At 69.8% G+C, this 17,907-nt stretch carries 14 protein-coding genes; 9 read left to right on the plus strand and 5 right to left on the minus strand.

Annotated elements, in window-relative coordinates; all coding sequences use genetic code 11:
- Positions 1-67 precede the first annotated feature (67 nt).
- A complete protein-coding gene (icmF, locus tag ACFPZ3_RS51975; RefSeq protein WP_379521864.1) occupies positions 68-3,235 on the minus strand; it encodes a fused isobutyryl-CoA mutase/GTPase IcmF in 3,168 nt (1,055 codons plus the stop codon).
- Between the two features lie 127 nt (positions 3,236-3,362).
- On the opposite strand from icmF, the gene ACFPZ3_RS51980 reads away from it, so the two are divergent.
- A complete protein-coding gene (locus ACFPZ3_RS51980; RefSeq protein WP_379521865.1) occupies positions 3,363-4,412 on the plus strand; it encodes a glucose 1-dehydrogenase in 1,050 nt (349 codons plus the stop codon).
- A gap of 95 nt (positions 4,413-4,507) precedes the next feature.
- On the opposite strand, the gene ACFPZ3_RS51985 is transcribed toward ACFPZ3_RS51980, so the two are convergent.
- Positions 4,508-5,377 carry a CHAP domain-containing protein gene (locus ACFPZ3_RS51985; RefSeq protein ID WP_379521866.1) on the minus strand — a complete coding sequence of 290 codons (870 nt, stop codon included), beginning with the start codon at positions 5,375-5,377 and terminating at the stop codon, positions 4,508-4,510.
- Between the two features lie 181 nt (positions 5,378-5,558).
- Positions 5,559-6,329, minus strand: coding sequence for a PP2C family protein-serine/threonine phosphatase (locus tag ACFPZ3_RS51990; protein WP_379521867.1), 771 nt, complete (start codon positions 6,327-6,329; stop codon positions 5,559-5,561).
- 76 nt (positions 6,330-6,405) lie between these two features.
- On the opposite strand from ACFPZ3_RS51990, the gene ACFPZ3_RS51995 reads away from it, so the two are divergent.
- The 4 genes from ACFPZ3_RS51995 (at position 6,406) to ACFPZ3_RS52010 (ending at position 11,271) form a co-directional block, all read left to right on the plus strand.
- Positions 6,406-8,238, plus strand: a complete 1,833-nt coding sequence (locus tag ACFPZ3_RS51995) for a class I SAM-dependent DNA methyltransferase (RefSeq protein WP_379521868.1) — start codon at positions 6,406-6,408, stop codon at positions 8,236-8,238.
- Positions 8,239-8,308: 70 nt separating this feature from the next.
- Positions 8,309-9,199 (plus strand): serine/threonine-protein kinase, encoded by an 891-nt coding sequence (locus ACFPZ3_RS52000; protein WP_379521869.1) that lies wholly within the window; start codon positions 8,309-8,311, stop codon positions 9,197-9,199.
- A gap of 78 nt (positions 9,200-9,277) precedes the next feature.
- Positions 9,278-10,249 (plus strand): FecCD family ABC transporter permease, encoded by a 972-nt coding sequence (locus tag ACFPZ3_RS52005; protein WP_379521870.1) that lies wholly within the window; start codon positions 9,278-9,280, stop codon positions 10,247-10,249.
- Entirely contained in the window at positions 10,246-11,271 is a 1,026-nt protein-coding gene (locus tag ACFPZ3_RS52010) for a FecCD family ABC transporter permease (RefSeq protein ID WP_379521871.1), read from the plus strand. The genes ACFPZ3_RS52005 and ACFPZ3_RS52010 overlap by 4 nt, the downstream gene beginning before the upstream one ends.
- A gap of 48 nt (positions 11,272-11,319) precedes the next feature.
- Here ACFPZ3_RS52010 and ACFPZ3_RS52015 read toward each other — a convergent pair whose 3' ends face one another.
- Positions 11,320-12,273: an alpha/beta hydrolase-fold protein gene (locus tag ACFPZ3_RS52015; RefSeq protein WP_379521872.1), complete on the minus strand. Its 954-nt coding sequence runs from the start codon at positions 12,271-12,273 to the stop codon at positions 11,320-11,322.
- Positions 12,266-13,252 (minus strand): Fe2+-enterobactin ABC transporter substrate-binding protein, encoded by a 987-nt coding sequence (fepB, locus tag ACFPZ3_RS52020; RefSeq protein WP_379521873.1) that lies wholly within the window; start codon positions 13,250-13,252, stop codon positions 12,266-12,268. The genes ACFPZ3_RS52015 and fepB overlap by 8 nt, the downstream gene beginning before the upstream one ends.
- 214 nt (positions 13,253-13,466) lie before the next feature.
- Here fepB and ACFPZ3_RS52025 point away from each other — a divergent pair, with 214 nt between their 5' ends.
- The 4 genes from ACFPZ3_RS52025 to ACFPZ3_RS52040 are packed head-to-tail and all read left to right on the plus strand — an operon-like array spanning position 13,467 to position 17,891.
- Positions 13,467-14,765, plus strand: coding sequence for an ABC transporter substrate-binding protein (locus tag ACFPZ3_RS52025; RefSeq protein WP_379521874.1), 1,299 nt, complete (start codon positions 13,467-13,469; stop codon positions 14,763-14,765).
- The gene (locus tag ACFPZ3_RS52030; protein WP_379521875.1) at positions 14,762-15,724 is read left to right on the plus strand and encodes a carbohydrate ABC transporter permease; all 963 of its coding nucleotides are present in this window, start codon (positions 14,762-14,764) and stop codon (positions 15,722-15,724) included. Before ACFPZ3_RS52025 ends, ACFPZ3_RS52030 begins: the two co-directional genes overlap by 4 nt.
- A complete protein-coding gene (locus ACFPZ3_RS52035) occupies positions 15,721-16,524 on the plus strand; it encodes a carbohydrate ABC transporter permease (protein ID WP_379521876.1) in 804 nt (267 codons plus the stop codon). The genes ACFPZ3_RS52030 and ACFPZ3_RS52035 overlap by 4 nt, the downstream gene beginning before the upstream one ends.
- Entirely contained in the window at positions 16,521-17,891 is a 1,371-nt protein-coding gene (locus ACFPZ3_RS52040) for a GH1 family beta-glucosidase (RefSeq protein WP_379521877.1), read from the plus strand. The genes ACFPZ3_RS52035 and ACFPZ3_RS52040 overlap by 4 nt, the downstream gene beginning before the upstream one ends.
- Positions 17,892-17,907: the final 16 nt, after the last annotated feature.

Genomic DNA, 17,907 nt, shown 5'->3' on the forward strand with positions numbered 1-17,907 from the left:
GCGATCCTTCCGGAAGGTCGTCAGGCTGGCGAATACCCGCCCTGGCACATCCCCGCCAGCGGCGGCCTCAGACGTTGCGCCGGTATTGGCCGCCCGCCTCGAAGAGGGCGTCGGTGATCTGGCCGAGCGAGCAGACGCGGGCCGCCTCCATCAGCACCTCGAACGCGTTGCCCTCCGACATCGCCACCTCGCGCAGCCTGGCGAGCTGGGCGGGCGCCTCGGAGCGGTTGCGCTCGTGGAAGCCGCGCAGCCGGTCGAGCTGGGAGCGCTTCTCCTCCTCGGTGCCCCTGGCCAGCTCCAGCTTGTGCGGCTCGGGCTCGCCGGTGTCCTTCGTGAACGTGTTCACGCCGACGATGGGCAGCGAGCCGTCGTGTTTGCGCATCTCGTACAGCATGGACTCGTCCTGGATCTTGCCGCGCTGGTAGCCGGTCTCCATCGCGCCGAGGACGCCGCCCCGGTCGGACAGCCGCTCGAACTCGCCCAGCACCGCCTCCTCCACCAGGTCCGTCAGCTCCTCGATGATGAACGCGCCCTGCAGCGGGTTCTCGTTCCTGGCCAGGCCCCATTCGCGGTTGATGATGAGCTGGATGGCCATGGCCCGGCGCACCGAGTCGGCCGACGGGGTGGTCACGGCCTCGTCGAAGGCGTTGGTGTGCAGGCTGTTGCAGTTGTCGTAGACGGCGATCAGGGCCTGCAGGGTGGTGCGGATGTCGTTGAAGTTCATCTCCTGGGCGTGCAGGGAGCGGCCCGAGGTCTGGATGTGGTACTTCAGCTTCTGCGAGCGCTCGCCCGCGCCGTAGCGCTCGCGCATCGACACGGCCCAGATGCGGCGGGCGACGCGGCCGAGCACGCTGTACTCGGGGTCCATGCCGTTGGAGAAGAAGAACGACAGGTTCGGGGCGAAGTCGTCGATGTTCATGCCCCTGGCCAGGTACGCCTCCACGTAGGTGAAACCGTTGGCCAGCGTGAAGGCGAGCTGGCTGATCGGGTTGGCCCCGGCCTCGGCGATGTGGTAGCCGGAGATCGAGACCGAGTAGAAGTTCCTGACGCTGTTGCGGATGAACCACTCCTGGATGTCGGCCATCATCCTCAAGGAGAACTCGGTGGAGAAGATGCAGGTGTTCTGCCCCTGGTCCTCCTTGAGGATGTCGGCCTGCACCGTGCCCCTGACCGTGGTGAGCGTGCGGGCGCGCAGGTCACGGTCCTCGCTCTCGTCCGGGTCGCGGCCGTGCTCGCCGCGGAAGCGGTCTCTGGCCTGGTCTATGGCGGCGTTGAGGTAGAAGGCCAGGATCGTGGGGGCCGGGCCGTTGATCGTCATGGACACCGACGTGTTGGGCGCCGCCAGGTCGAACCCGTCGTAGAGCACCTTCATGTCGTCGAGCGTCGCGATGGAGACCCCCGAGGTCCCGACTTTTCCGTAAATGTCGGGGCGCAGGTCGGGGTCGTGGCCGTACAAGGTCACCGAGTCGAACGCCGTGGACAACCTCGTCGCGGGCTGGCCCTCGGACAGCAGCTTGAAGCGCCTGTTCGTACGGAACGGGTCGCCCTCGCCCGCGAACATCCGAGTCGGGTCCTCGTCGTCGCGCTTGAACGAGAACACGCCGGCGGTGAACGGGAACGTTCCCGGAAGATTCTCGCCGCGCAGGAACCGCAGCAGGTCCCCGTGGTCGTGGTAGCGCGGCAGGGCCACCCTCGGGATCCGGTTGCCGGACAACGTCTCGCGCCAGAGCGGGGTGTGGATCTCGCGGTCGCGCACCTTCACCACCAGCTCGTCGGCGGTGTAACGCTGCTTGACCGCGGGCCAGCCGTCCAGCAGCGCGCGGCTCTCCTCGGACAGCTCCCGCTCGGCCCGCTCGGCCGCCTCCGCGCCGGCCTCGCTCAGCAGGTCGCGCACCGCGGCGAGCTGCTGACGGCGGCGGGCCACCTCGGCCTGGGCGAGCGTCTCCTCGTGGTAGCCGCGCACGGTCTCGGCGATGTCGGCCAGGTAGCGCTGCCTGGCGGGCGGGACGATGGCCGCCGACGCCTGCGAGGCGCGGCCCTCGACGAGCGGCAGCAGCCCGGGGCTCTCCCCGGTCGGCAGGAGGGGCTTGAGGTGCTGGTAGAGGGCGGTGACGCCGGAGTCGTTGTAGCGGGCGGCGATGGTGCCGAAGACCGGCATCTCGTCGGGCGAGACGCCGAACGCCTCGCGGTTGCGTACGAGCTGGCGGCGCACGTCACGCAGGGCGTCCTCGGCGCCGCGCCGCTCATACTTGTTGATCACCACGGCCTCGGCGAAGTCGAGCATGTCGATCTTCTCGAGCTGGGAGGCGGCCCCGAACTCGGGCGTCATCACGTAGATCGGCACGTCCACGTGCGGCACGATGCCCGCGTCGCCCTGCCCGATGCCGGGCGTCTCCACGATCACCAGGTCGTAGCCCGCGGCCCGGCAGGCGGTGATCACCTCGTCGAGGTAGGCGGGCACCTCGTTGGCCGCGCCCCTGGTGGCCAGGGAGCGGAAGTAGGTCTGGGGGCCCAGGCTGTTCATCCTGATGCGGTCGCCGAGCAGCGCGCCGCCGCCACGCCTGCGGGTGGGGTCGATGGCGATGATGGCGATGCGCAGTTTGTCGTCGTTGTCCACGCGGAACCTGCGGACCAGCTCGTCGGTGAGCGAGGACTTGCCGGAGCCGCCTGTGCCGGTGATGCCGAGCACCGGCGCGCGCCGCTCCGTGGCCAGGCCCTCGATGGTCCTGCCGCTCTCGATGAGCGTGATCGCGCGGGCCAGCGCCGCCTGGTCGCCGGAGACCACCGCCTCCACCGACGGGGGGTCGCCCAGCTCGACGTCGCACTCCTCGATCAGCTTGTTGATCATGCCGGGCAGGCCGTACCGCTGGCCGTCCTCGGGCGAGAAGATGTGCGTGACGCCGCGCGAGTGCAGCAGCTCGATCTCCTCGGGGACGATCACGCCCCCGCCGCCGCCGTACACCTTGATGTGCCCCGCGCCGCGCTCGCGCAGCAGGTCCACCAGGTAGGAGAAGAACTCCACGTGGCCGCCCTGGTATGAGCTGATCGCCACCCCCTGGACGTCCTCCTGGATGGCCGCCGCGACGATCTCGTCCACCGAGCGGTTGTGCCCGAGGTGGATCACCTCGGCTCCCTGGGACTGCAGGATTCGCCGCATGATGTTGATCGCCGCGTCGTGCCCGTCGAACAGGGCCGCGGCGGTCACGAAGCGGACTGGGTGTACCGGAACGTGCACTCCTGATCACTCCCTTGTGGGGACCTCATCTACTCAGATACTAGGACGTCCTACTATGGAGATGCTAGGACGTCCTACTATTTGTCCAGGGTGTCCGGGGTAGAGGCAGGTCGAGGGGGTGACGGCGATGCGCGCGCTGACGTTCGAGCCAGGCAGGAAAGGCACGCTGGACGTGCGAGAGGTGCCCGACCCGGAGCCGGGCCAGGGCGAACTGCTCGTCGAGGGCCTGGCCCTGGGCATCTGCGGGACCGACAGAGAACTGGGGAGCGGCGAGTACGGCTGGCCGCCGCCGGGCGAGGAGCGCATGGTCATCGGCCACGAGTCGCTCGGCCGCGTCCTGGAGGCGCCGGAGGGCTCCGCGTTCTCACCCGGCGACCTGGTCGTGGGCGTCGTACGGCGTCCCGACCCGGTGCCGTGCGGGGCGTGCGCGCGGGGCGAGTTCGACATGTGCCGCAACGGCCGCTACACCGAGCGGGGCATCAAGGAGATCGACGGGTACGGCAGCTCCCGCTGGACCGTCGAAGCCGGCTACGCCGTGCGGCTCGACCCCGCGCTGGAGAGCGTCGGCATGCTGGTGGAGCCCACGTCGGTGGTGGCCAAGGCATGGGAGCAGATCGAACGGATCGGGTCGCGGGCCTGGTACGAGCCGCACCGCCTGCTGGTCACCGGCGCCGGCCCGATCGGGCTGCTGGGCGCGTTGCTGGGGCGGCAGCGGGGGCTGGAGGTGCACGTGCTCGACCGCGCCCCCGCCGGGGTCAAGTCGTCGCTGGTGGAGGAGCTGGGCGGGACCTACCACTCGTCCTCGACCCTGGAGGCGTTCCACGACGCCAAACCGGACATCATCCTCGAATGTACGGGGGCGGGGCAGCTCGTCATCGACTCCATGACCACCACGGCCGCCGCCGGGATCGTCTGCCTGTGCGGGTTGTCGCCGGGCGGGCGGAGCCATCGGGTGGACGCCGGGGTGATCAACCGGGACATCGTGCTGGAGAACGACGTGATCTTCGGCACGGTCAACGGGAACCTGCGGCACTTCCGCGATGCTGCGGCGGCGCTGGCCAAGGCGGACATGGGATGGCTGGAACGGTTGATCACGCGGCGGATCCCGCTGTCACGCGCCCTCGAGACCTTCGAACCCGCCGACGACATCAAGGCCGTCATCGACCTCACAACCTGACCTTCGCCCCCGACACCCACCCGCAGACCGGCCGCCGCAGGCCCTCCGGTTTCCCACAGAGGACCGCGCCGAAGTGCGGCGGGGCGGAGGCGGGCTCAGGTTGGGTCGTAGGGTTTGCGGCGTTTGGGGGTGGGGTGCTTGGTGGCGGAGCGGCCCGAGCCCGCCGGGACCCGGCTCCGTGGGGGACGGGCGGCCTGGGTGGGGCGCGGCTCGGCCTGCTCGGAGACCGTTGCCTTGGGGCGGTCCCGCGCGCCTTCAGGGACCAGGGGGTTCCGGGGAGAGGGGACCTTCACGCCGGAGACGGGATGGGTGGGGGAAGGCCGCCAGGACCAGCGCCAGTGGAAGTGGAAGCGGCGGTGGGTGCCGCGACGGCGGCCCGAGACGCGGAGCGAGAGGACGATCGTCATGAGGACCATGGCGGCCAATAACGCGGGCGGCGTGCCTAAGACGTCCAGCGGCGTCCCGTGCCCGGTCTCCGAGCGCGGCGGCGCCACGAAAGGGCGCTCGGTCGAACGGATCTCGTCCAGCTTGTCGACGTTGGCCTTGACCAGGCGCGGAAGGCCGTACCCGACGACCTTGTCGGTATCCCGGGTCTTGCGCTTGAGCCAGACGTGGTCGACGTTCGCCTCGATGGTGTGGATCTTCTTGCCGTCGACGCGCTCCACGACCCCGACGTGGTCGATGCCCTTGTAGCTCTTGCCACCGCGCCAGTCGTAGAAGACCAGCGCCCCCGGCTCGGGCTTCCTGGACCAGGCGTCCTGCTGGATGAACCAGGCCGCGTGGGAAGGCGTCCAGGCGAACTGTCCGACGTAGTCGGTGAGGTCGGCCTTGTTCGCGGCCCAGGCGATGAACATGTCGCACCACGGCGCGTCGCGGTACTGAGCGTCCTGGACGTGATCCGCGTACCACTGACCGAACTTGGTGAACTGGCCGCCCTTCTCCTTATAACCGAGTTCCTGCCGCACCGTCTTCAGCAGCTCGTCCGCGATCGGGTCCAGGGTGACTCCTCCCAGAAAACCGACAAACCACGATGGACTGTAGTAGCGCCATCACGAAATTGCGCGCGTCACTGGGAAAGTGTCTTGAAATGAGCCGAAATTTCGGCTATGTGACTGCTGAGACTGGTGGGACTCACTACTACGCTCGTTAGGCGCCGGCGCCCACGCGATAGACCCCCGCGTCCCCCGTGCCGGGTGCGACCACGTCCGCGATGATCACGGTCACGTTGTCGGGAGAGCCGCCCTCGTTCGCGAGATCTATCAGCCGCTGGACGGCCGCCGCCGGGTCTGTCACCGTGGTCAGCACCTCGTGCAGGACCTCGGGCCCGAGCACGGTCGTGAGCCCGTCGGAGCAGAGGAGGTAGCGATCATCAGGCTCGGCTTCGCGCAGCGCCATGTCCGGCTCCGCCCTGCCCTCGCTGCCCAGCACGCGCAGCACCATCGAACGCCGGGGGTGCACGGCGGCTTGATCCTCCGTTATCCGCCCTTCGTCCACCATCGACTGCACAAGTGTGTGATCCTTGGTCATCTGGTAGAGAGCGCCATCGCGAAGCAAGTATCCGCGGGAGTCACCGAGATGAGCCAGGGCGAACGCGTAGCCGTCCCACAGCATGGCGGTCACCGTGGTCCCCATCCCCCTGCGCGCGGGGTCGATGTCGGCCAGCTCGACCAGCCTGCGCGCGGCCTCATGCACGGCGCCCTCAAGCGCCCCCTCCAGGTCGGAGCCTGTCTCGGGAAGCGTGGCATCCAGCTCGCGCATGACGGCGATCGCCGCGGAGCTGGCCAGCTCGCCGGCCGCGTGTCCACCCATCCCGTCAGCCACCACGAGCAAGCGGCCACTCGCATAGCCAGAATCCTCGTTCTGCTCCCTGCGGCGGCCCACGTCTGATCCGGCGGCATAGCGGATGTTGTGCTTCATACCCTGCAGTAAATCATTGGTTGAAAGACTTCACAAGCAGATGCGCTGAAGACTCTTGTGAACTACTGTGGGCTCCATGAGCCACGACCCGACCGTCAACGCCGGGGACATCGCCCGGCTCGCCGGCGTCGGGCGTGCCGCGGTGAGCAACTGGCGTCGTCGCCACGACGACTTCCCCCAGCCCACCGGCGGCACCGCCAACCAGCCGCTGTTCTCACTGCGGCAGGTCGAGTCCTGGCTGCGTCGCTATGGGAAGTCCTACCAGGTCTCCCTGGGAGATCGGGCGTGGCAACGCCTGAAAGCGGCAGGGGATTTGCGGCTGGGCGAGCTGGTGGCCGCCGCCGGAACCCTGCTGACCAGGGCCGCGAACGCCGCGGGCGACGGTGGTCCGGTCAAGGTGGACGACCTGTCCGACGGAGAGCGCGCCGACGGCGATGGGCTCGATCCCGAACTGGCGGGGCTCGTGCTGGAGCTGGGTGAGCGGCACGGGCCGCTGGCCGCGTACGAGTTCCTCTGCGAGCGTTATCTCGAAGCCCACTCGCGCCAGCTCTCCGTCACCCGCGAGGACGTCGCGGCGCTGATGGTCCGGCTTGTGAGCACCGCCGGCGCGACCGTGCTCGACCCGGCGTGCGGCGTCGGCACATTGTTGCTCGCCCCCGCCAGCCCGGCGACGATGCTCGGGCAGGACCTCAGCGAGACCTCCGCCGCCATCACCGCGGCCCGGCTGCGGCTGCGCGGCCTGGAGGCCAGGGTGATGGCCGGTGACTCCATGCGCCACGACGGCTTCGCCGGTGAGCGGGCCGACGCGGTGGTGTGCGATCCGCCGTTCAACGAGCGGGCCTGGGGCTACGAGGAGCTGACCGGCGACCCGCGCTGGGAGTACGGCCTGCCGCCGCGTGGCGAGCCCGAGCTGGCCTGGGTGCAGCACTGCCTCACCCACGTGAAGCCGCGCGGTCTCGTGGCCATCCTGATGCCGCCGGCCGCCGCCAGCCGCAAGGCGGGCCGCCGCATCCGCGCCAACCTCCTGCGCGCCGGCGCGCTGCGGGCGGTCGTGGCGCTGCCCGGCTCCGACCTGTGGTTGCTGCGCCGCCCGGCCCCTGGCGAGCGGCCTCCGTCCGAGGTGCTGATCGTGGACGCCACGGCCGACCTGACGGTGGTGGAGCCGGCCTGGCAGGCGTACGTGGAGGACCGTTCCGATCAGACCGTCCGCATCATCGACCTGCTGGCCGACGAGGTCGACATGACCCCGGCCCGGCATCAGCGGCGCGACGACGTGGGCCGGGCGTTCGCCGAGGCGCGTGACCGCTTCCTGGCGGCGGCGGCCGTACCGCCCGATCTGAAGGTGCTGGAGCAGCCGCTCGACCAGCCGGGCACCACGCTCGGCGACCTGATCAAGGAGGGTCTGGTGGCCACGTCGCAGGCGCCGCCGAAGATGGCCGCCGACGGGGGCGACGTGCCGGTGCTGACCTCGGACGACGTGCTCTACGGCAGTGCGCCGTCCGGTTCGACCGGCATGCAGCAGGGCCTCATCGCGATCCGGCCCGGCGACGTGGTGGCCTCCTACTCCGCCGTACGCGTGATGGGCAACGGCGGGGCGGTGCTGGGGCCGCATCTCACCCTCTACCGGGTGGACGCGCGGCGGCTCGATCCCGACTTCCTCGCGGGCTTCCTGCGGGCCGCGGGCGGGCGGGCGACGACCGGCTCCAGCAGGTTCGACGTGCGGCGCACCCGCCTGCCCAGGTTGTCGTTGAAGGAGCAGAAGGCCTACGGCGAAGCCTTCAGGCAACTGGCCGTGCTCGAAGACGCCATTCGCGAAACCTCGACACTGGGGCAGACGTTGATCCGGCTGGGCCTCGACGGCCTCACCGACGGTCACCTGCACCCGCCCGCCCATGGCCTCACTTTGTGAGGCGGCTCGGTCGCCGAAGTCGCCGCCTGACGGTGTAGTTTTTCCCCGAAAGGCTGCGGGAGGGGGGTAAATGGTCATCGGTGACCGCTATGAACTCGACGACCTCCCCCTCGGGCAAGGCGGCATGGGCGCCGTCTACGCGGGCCACGATCGCCACCTGGATCGCCGGGTCGCGGTGAAGCTGCTGCGGCTGCCCGGCGGGCCCGATCACGAGCTGGAGACCAGGTTCATTCGCGAGGCGCGCATCCTGGCCCGGCTGGAGCATCCCGGGGCGCCGGTGCTGTACGACTTCGGCACGCATGAGCAGCGGCTTTACCAGGTGATGCAGTTCATCGAGGGTGTCACGGTGGCCGACCTGGTGCATGAGCACGGGCCGGTGCCGGTGCCGTGGGCGGCGGCGATCGCGGCCCAGGCGTGTGCGGTGTTGTCGGCGGCCCACGCGTTGTCGATCTGCCATCGGGATCTCAAGCCGACCAACCTCATGCTCTGCCCGGACGGCAGTGTGAAGGTGCTCGACTTCGGGCTGGCCATGTTGCGGGAGTCCGATGTCACCACGTTCACCCGGATCGGCCAGATTCTGGGGACTCCGGCGTACATGGCTCCCGAGCAGATTCAGCACGGCGTCTCCGAGGCGCGTAGCGACCTGTACTCGCTGGGTTGCGTCCTGCACGAGATGCTGACCGGGCGGCAGCTCTTCACCGGGCCCACCGACTACGTGGTGTTCGAGCAGCAGGTCAAGGAGCGGCCGCCGAGCATTCCCGGGCTGCCTGGGGCGCTCAGCGTGCTGCTGGCGCAGTTGCTGGAGAAGCAGCCGGGCGATCGGCCGGCGGACGCCAACGCGCTGTACGAGCGGCTTGATCCGTTCGCCGTGGATCTGCCGATGTTGCCGGGATTCCTGGCCACGGCGCCCTCCCCTGGCCGCATGTACGCCCGGATGGCCGGTCGCGCCCTCACCGGCTGATCCCCTTACGGAGGCAGCCGGTGCCTCCACTCGAACCCTCCAGCGCTAAGGTAAGCCTTACCTAACGAGGGGAATTCGATGCGGTGGACGGGACTCGGGCTGTCCCTGGCGGTGCTGGTGGTGATGGCCGCGTTGAGCCTGTCGGTCGGCGCGCAGGCGATCCCGGCCGGGGACGTGTGGCAGCAGTTCTGGCACCCCGACGGCGGTGAGACGGCGGCCGTGATCCACGACCTGCGGCTCCCCCGCACCCTGCTCGGCGTCTGTGTGGGGCTGTCGCTCGGTCTGGCGGGGGCGCTCATGCAGGGGCTCACCCGTAACCCGCTGGCCGATCCCGGACTGCTGGGCGTGAACTCGGGCGCCTCGCTGGCCGTCGTCTGCTCGATCCTGTTCTTCGGTGCGCGGGACATGACCACGTGGGTGTGGTTCTCGATGGCGGGGGCGCTGGTGGCGGCGGTGGTCGTGTACGCGCTCGGCGCCCACCACCCCACCCGGCTGGTGCTGGCGGGGGCGGCGATCAGTGCCTCGCTGCTGGCGGCGATCAACGGGGTGCTGGCCCTGGACGCGGGCGTGTTCGACCAGTGGCGGTTCTGGGACGTGGGGGCGCTGGCCGGGCGGTCGCTGGACGTGGTGGCGCAGGTGGCGCCGTTCGTGCTGGTGGGCGCGGTGCTGGCGCTGGGCCTCGGGCGCGGGCTGAACGTGATCGCGCTGGGCGAGCAGACCGGGCAGGCACTCGGGGTGCGGCTGGGGCGTACCCGGTTGCTGGCCGGGGTGGCGATCACGCTGCTGTGCGGGGCGGCCACGGCGGCGGCCGGGCCGATCGGGTTCATCGGGTTGATGGCGCCGCATGCCGTACGTGGCTTCACCGGGCCCGACCACCGCTGGGTGCTGGCGTACTCGGCGGTGCTGGCCCCCGCGCTGTTGCTGGCGGCCGACGTGCTGGGGCGCGTCGTCGTGCGGCCTGGAGAGCTGGAGAGCGGCATCGTGACCGCGTTCGTGGGCGGGCCGATCTTCATCTACCTGCTGCGGCGGCGTAAGGCGGTGGCGGCGTGAGGACGCTGCGGGTCTCCGGCATCGCGCTGCGCGTCCACGTGCGGGCCTGCGTGGTGGTGTCGTTCCTGGTCGCGGCGGGCGCCGCACTGGGGCTGGTCGCGCTGAGCACCGGCGCGGCCCTGACCGCCGGGGACGCGTTGCGGACACTCCTCGGGCACGGCGACGCCGCCACCGAACTGGTCGTCTACACGCTGCGGGCGCCCCGGGTGTCGCTGGCCCTGCTCGTGGGGGCGGCGCTGGGCGTGGGCGGGGCGGTGGTGCAGAGCCTGTCGCGCAACCCGCTCGGCAGCCCCGACATCATCGGCGTGAACGCGGGCGCCGCGGCCGGGGCCGTGCTGATGATCCTCGTCGCGGGCTCGGAGAGCACTCAGGGCGTCTCCCTGGGCGCTCTGGCGTGCGGGCTGGTGGCCGGGCTGCTGGTGTACGCGTTGTCGTTCAGGCGCGGCGTCAAGGGGACCCGGCTCGTGCTGGTCGGCGTCGGGGTGACGGCGATGTTGCACTCACTCATCGCCTACCTGCTGACCAGGGCCGACCTGTACGACTCCCAGGGCGCGAAGGTGTGGCTCATCGGCAGCCTGGCGGGAGCGGGCTGGGATCGGGTCTGGCCGGTGGGCCTGGCGGTGCTGGCCGGGCTGCCGGTCGCGCTGGCGCTGAGCCGGTCGGCGGCGCTGATGGAGATGGGCGACGCGGCGGCCGGGGCGCTGGGGCTGCGGGTCGAGCGGCTGCGGCTGGGGCTGCTGCTGGTCGCGGTCGGGTTGTCCGGGGTGGCGGTGTCCGTCGCGGGGCCGGTGGGGTTCGTGGCGCTGGCGGCGCCGCAGCTCGCCAAGCGGGTCACCCGCGCGCCCGGGCCGGGGATCGCGTCCTCGGCGGCGATGGGCGCGGTGTTGCTGACCGCCGCCGACCTGCTGGCCCAGCGGCTCCCGACCCCCGGCCAGGTGCCCGTGGGCGTGCTGACCGGGGGGATCGGCGGGCTCTACCTGGCGTGGTTGTTGTTCAGGGAATGGCGGGGCCGGCCCGCATAGGCGGTGATCAGGGAGTGGCGGAGCCCGGCCCGCGTAGGCGGTGCGGAGCTAGCTCGCGTAGGCGGTGATCAGGCCGGTCGCCAGCTCGTTGCGCCAGCAGTAGCGGTCGTGGCCGCCCTCGTACTCCCGGTAGGTGCCCTGCAGCCTCTCCCCGATCCGCGCCGTCGGCCCGTGCAGGGCCCACTCGTCCGTGCCGACCTGCAGGTGCACCACGGGTGGCGCGGAAGGAGACAGCTCGCCGGTGAGCCACTCGGGCTCGGGCCCGTTGGGCCACCAGAACGAGCCCGACTGCGACACCGCGGCCACGAACCGGTCGGGGCGCCGGTGGGCGGCGTAGACGGCCGTCAGCCCGCCGAAGCTCTGCCCGGCGATCACGGTCGCCCCCTCGTACGGCAGCGCGTCCACGAACTCCGGGTTGCACGTCAGCCGCCCCACCCGGTCAGGACCCGACTCCACGAGCCAGGCCGTCACCGGGGGCAGTTCGCCGGCCTCGATGAGGTTGTCGAGCATGACGGGCAGGTCGTCCACCCAATGCTCGCCGTCGAGCACGACGAGGGTGCCGCGCGGAGGGCGTACCGGATCGTAGCGCCAGCCGATCGTCTGGCGGCTGAGCTCGTGGAGCGGCTCGGCGCGGGCGGCGAGCCATGGCGACGGCGGGGTCGTCTCCGCGATCGAGAAGCCCTGCCAGACCCGCGGGTTGAGCGGGTCGGCGATCGCCGTGCCGTCCACGGACAGCCGGTAGGAGGCGCGCCAGCCGTCGCGCACCACGTATGTGCGGTGCCAGAGGTCGCCGGTGCGTTCCATCACGGCGGCGTCGGTGTCATGGGTGAGCTTGTTGGCCAGCACCCGCACCTCCTCGGCCTGCCCGCGCCAGGAGAACGTCACCGCGCTGAGGCCGTCGTCCAGGGAGGTCACCCGCGGCGAGAGGGAGGCGTCGTGCGCGGGGGTGGGCAGGGTCAGCGGCGGGGCCGGCCTGGGCACCCGCGGCGGAAGATCACGCATCGGAGAACTGCCGCTCGATGCGGTCGAGGATGTTGGAGGCGCTGTAGTAGTCGATGCGGAAGGCGTCGACGCCGAGATCGTAGACCCGCTTGCCGGTGACGGCGGGCAGGTCCTTCCACAGGGCCTTGGCCTCGGTGGCGGCGATCTGCTGGGCGCTGTGGCCGGCGAAGAAGATCGAGCTGTCGCCGAACGCCTTGATCACGTTCTCCTGGGCGAGGTTCACGATGTCCTTGCGGCCGCCGCCCTCCTTGGACGACTCGGCCGCCAGCGCGGCGTCCACCGCGTGCAGCTTGAAGCCGAGCGCGGTGAGCAGGCCGCCCTGGGCCGAGGCCTCGGTGAAGACGGGGATGTCGGTGTTGTTGTCGCGCAGGACCACGACGTCCTCGTCCGGTAGCTTGATCTTGCCCTTCACCTCGGTGACGCGCTCGTCGTAGCCGGCGATCACCTTGGCGGCGTTCGCTTCGAGGCCGAGCGCCTGGCCGAGCTTGGTGGACAACTCCTGCCAGGTCACGTTGTCGTGCCGGAACAGCACGGTCGGGGCGACGGCCTTGAGCTGGTCGTAGACCTTGGCACTGCTGTCGGCGCCGGAGGCGCTGCCCACGATGAGATCGGGCTTGGCCGCGATGACCTTTTCGATGTCCGGCTCGTAGCCCTGGTAGAGCACCTGCACGCCGCGCTCCTTCGCCACGCCGGACCACTGCGTGAAGAAGCCGTCGGCGTCGGTGATGGGGCCGCCCGGCGGAGTGGCCTGCGAGGACACCACGGAGGCGCCGAGCGCGAGGAGCTGGCCGGTCATGGTGACGCTCGTGGACACGATCCGCTTCGGCGTGGCGGGCACCTCGGTCGTACCGGCCTCGTGCCGCACCGTACGGGTCGGGCCGCTCTTGGCGGCCGCGGCGCCGTCACCGCCGGACCCGCACGCGGCCAGGCTGACCGCGGCCACGAGTGCGGCCAGGCCGGCGCGAATGAGGGAAGCCACATGAACTCCAAGTTAGGTATGCCTAAGTCGTATTAGGGCAGCCTAACCTAATCGCGCGGGAGCCCGCCCCGCAGGTGTGCCGATGCGAGAACGCGCTCTCTCAGATAACGCCGATCGTTACTTAACCCCCGTTGACAGCGGCATGTGAGCCCCGGGAATCTCTTGAGAGAGCGCTCTCTCAGCATCCCCCCTTAACTCCCCAGGAGGGTTTCCCATGGCCCCTCGCATCCGGCGGCTCGGTCTGCCTGTGCTCACCGCGTCCGTCCTCGCATTGGCAACGGCGTGTGGCGGCGGAAGTGGCGGCGACACCGCCACCGAGTCGAGCGCCCAGCCGGCAGAGAAGATCAAGCTGACCGTCAGCCTGTTCGGTGACTTCGGCTTCAAACCGCTCTATGAGGAGTACAAGAAGACCCACCCGAACCTCGAGATCGTCGAGAGCGTCACGCAGTTCAACGACCACCACAGCAACCTGGTCAAGCGGCTGGCCACGAACGCGGGCGCGGGTGACATCGAAGCGGTCGAGGTGGGCTACATCAGCACCTTCACCGCCCAGCCCGGCAAGTTCCAGGACCTCAAGCAGTACGGGCTCGACAAGCGCCAGGCCGACTACCTCGACTGGAAGTGGCAGCAGGGCCTGAGCAAGGACGGCTCGCAGGTCCTCGGCCTCGGCACCGACGTCGGCGGGCTGGCCATGTGCTACCGCAAGGACCTGTTCAAGAAGGCCGGGCTGCCGGACGACCGCGCCGCGGTGGCCCAGCTCTGGCCGACCTGGCAGGACTACATCGCGACCGGCAAGAAGTTCGCCGCGGCGAGCGTGGCCGGCGCCAAGTTCGTGGACTCCCCCGGCGAGATCTTCCGCGCCATGGTCAACCAGGCGCCCACCGGCCTGTACGACGCCCAGGACAACATCATCGTGGCGTCCAACCCCGAGGTGAAGAAGGCCTGGGACCTGTCGAACCAGCTCACCCAGGAGAACCTGACCGCCAAGCTGGCGGCCTTCTCGCCGCCGTGGAACACCGGTTTCGCCAAGGGCTCGTTCGCCACGATCATCTGCCCGGCCTGGATGACCGGCTTCATCCAGGAGCAGGCCAAGGACGCGACGGGCAAGTGGGACATCGCGACCGTGCCCGGCGGCTCGGGCAACAGCGGCGGCTCGCACCTGATGGTGCCCAAGCAGAGCAAGCACCCGAAGGAGGCGGCCGAGCTGATCGGCTTCCTCACCTCCAAGGAGAACCAGGCCAAGGTCTTCAAGGAGGAGGGCACCTTCCCCTCGATCCCGGCCCTGTACGACGACCCGTCGATCCAGAACTTCACCAAGCCGTTCTTCGGCGACGCCCCCATCGGCCGGATCTACTCCGAGGCCGCCAAGGCGCTCAAGCCGCAGCACCTCGGCCCGAAGGAGGCCGACGTCCGCACGGCCGTCGGTAACGGGCTCGGTCGCGTGGAGCAGGGCAAGCAGACGCCGGATGAGTCGTGGGCGCAGGTGCTCGAGGACGTCAAGAAGATCAAATGAGCTCCCTTCCCCTCGCGGTCACGCGACGGCGTAGGCGCAGCGTGCGGCACACCCTCGACGTGAGGGTGTCGCCGTACGCCTACGTGGCCCCGTTCTTCCTGCTGTTCTGCGCCTTCGGGCTGTTCCCGCTGCTCTACACGGCCTGGGTGAGCCTGCACGAGTGGACGCTGCTGTCCGAGACCCAGGAGTTCATCGGGCTCGGCAACTACTCGACGTTGCTCGCCGACGGATACTTCTGGAACGCCACCTTCAACACCCTGTCCATCGGCGTGCTGTCGACCGTGCCGCAACTCGCGCTGGCCATCTGGCTGGCGCACCTGCTCAACCGGCGGCTGCGGTTCCAGACGGTGTTCCGGGTCGCGCTGCTGCTGCCCAACGTCACGAGCGTGGTGGCCGTGGTGGTGATCTTCAGCCAGCTCTTCGGCCGGGACTTCGGCATGATCAACTGGGTCCTGTCGTGGTTCGGGGTGGGCACCGTCGACTGGGCGGCGGGCACGGCCACCTCCCACGTCGCGCTCGCCGTGATGATCATGTGGCGCTGGACCGGGTACAACGCGCTGATCTTCCTCGCCGCGATGCAGGCCGTGCCCCGGGAGTTGTACGAGGCCGCCACCATCGACGGCGCGGGCAACTTCACCCAGCTCCGCAAGATCACGATCCCGATGATCAGGCCCACGATCATCTTCGTGGTCATCGTCTCCACGATCGGCGCGATGCAGATCATCGCCGAGCCCATGTTGTTCGGGCAGAGCAGCGGCGGCGGGGGCGGCGTCGCCTCGGGCGGCCCCGACCGGCAGTTCCAGACGCTGGCGCTGTTCGTCTACGAGCAGGGCTTCGCGAACTCGACCTTCGACTTCGGGTACGCCTCCGCGGCGTCGTGGCTGATGTTCGTGGCCGTGGTGGTGGTCGCCGGGATCAACTTCCTGATCACTCGCAAGGTGAAGGGCGGGCTGGTATGAGGCTGCGCTACCTGACCCTGACCGCGGTGGCCTTCTTCTCGGCCTTCCCGCTGTACTACAGCGTGGTGGTGGCCTCCCGGCACAACTCCGCGCTGGCCGAGGTGCCGCCGCCGCTGATCCCCGGCGGGAACTTCTTCGCCAACGTCGCCCGGGTCTTCGACACCGTGCCCTTCGGGCTCGCGCTGGTCAACTCGGTGATCGTGGCCGGGTCGATCTCGATCGCGGTGATGTTCTTCTCGACGCTGGCCGGGTTCGCCTTCGCCAAGCTGCGCTTCAGGGGCAAGAACGTCATGCTCGTGATCACCGTGGCGACCATGATGGTCCCGGCGCAACTCGGCATCATCCCGCTCTACATGCTCATGGTGAAGCTGGAGTGGACCGGCACCAACTACGCGCTGATCGTGCCCGCGCTGGTCAACGCGTTCGGCGTGTTCTTCATGACGCAGTACCTCTCGCGCGCCCTGCCCACCGAACTGCTGGAGGCCGGGCGGGTGGACGGGTGCACGACGTGGGGGCTCTTCTGGCACGTCGTGCTGCCGACCGCGCGGCCCGCGGCGGCGGTGCTCGGCATGCTGACGTTCATGTCGGCCTGGAACGACTACTTCTGGCCGCTGGTCGTGCTCAACCCGGACAATCCCACCGTCCAGGTGGCGCTCTCGACCTTGGCCAGCGGGTACGTCAACGACTACGTGCTCGGCCTCGCGGGCACCGCGATCGGAACCCTGCCTCTCGTGGCCGTGTTCGCCCTGTTCGGCAAGCAAATCATCGGTGGAATCATGCAAGGAGCTGTTAAGGGATGATCTTTCCCGAGGAATTCGTCTGGGGCGCCGCCACGGCCTCGTACCAGATCGAGGGGGCGGTCAAGGAGGACGGGCGGGGCCAGTCGATCTGGGACACCTTCTCCCACACCCCCGGGAACGTGGTGGACGACGACACCGGCGACGTGGCCTGCGACCACTACCACCGCTACCGGGACGACATCGGGCTGATGCGTGAGCTGCGGCTGGCGGCCTACCGGTTCTCGGTGGCCTGGCCGCGCGTCCAGCCCGACGGCGAAGGCTCGATCAACCCCCGCGGCCTGGCCTTTTACGACAAGCTCGTAGATGAACTCCTAGCCGCCGAAATTTCGCCTTATGTCACGCTTTATCACTGGGATCTGCCCCAGGCCCTTGAGGACCGTGGCGGGTGGACCCACCGCGACACCGCCTATCGCTTCGCCGACTACGCCCAGGCCGTCCACGACAAGCTGGGCGACCGTGTCAGCAACTGGGCCACGCTGAACGAGCCCTGGGTGGCGGCCTTCCTCGGCTACGGCAACGGCGTGCACGCGCCGGGCCGCCGCGACCCGGCCGACGCCATGCGCTCGGCGCACCACCTGCTGCTCGGCCACGGACTGGCGGCGCGGCGGCTGCGCGCGGCCGGCGCGCAGAGCATCATGCTGGTGATCAACTCCTCCCCCGTGCTCACCCCGGCCCAGGTCAACGACCCTTCCGCGGTGCCCAGCGAGGCGGACGCGGCCGTGGCCCACCGCATCCACACGTTGCTGACTCGGCAGTTCCTGGACCCGGCGGTGTACGGCACGTACCCGGAGGAGGTCCTGGCCGCGGCGGCGCGCAACGGCGGGACGGAGCACATCCAGGACGGCGACCTGGAGCTGATCAACGCGCCGATCGACCTGGTCGGCGTCAACTACTACAACCCGTGCGTGGTCGAGTCGGGCCCGGGACTGCCGGCCGACGCCGCGTGGCCGGGCTCGGAGAACGTCAAGTTCGCCGCGGCGGACGCGCCGACGACCGCGATGGGCTGGCCGATCGTGCCCGACGGTCTGTCCAGGCTGCTGGTACGGCTCTCGAAGGACTATCCGCAGGTCGGCCTCATGGTCACGGAGAACGGCGCGGCCTTCGAAGACGTCGTGGAGGACGGGCGCGTGCACGACGACGAGCGGGTGGCGTACTTGGACGGGCATCTGCGCGAGGTGCGCAGGGCCATCGAGGCGGGTGCCGACCTGCGGGGATATCTGGTGTGGTCGCTGCTGGACAACTTCGAGTGGGCCGAGGGCTTCCGGCGGCGGTTCGGCATTGTCCATGTGGACTACGCGACGCTGACGAGGGTGCCGAAGGACAGCGCGCTGTGGTACCGCGACGTGATCAGCAGGAACGGCCTGTAGATTTTTTCCGTGCTCT

The organism is Nonomuraea insulae, from assembly GCF_042656245.1.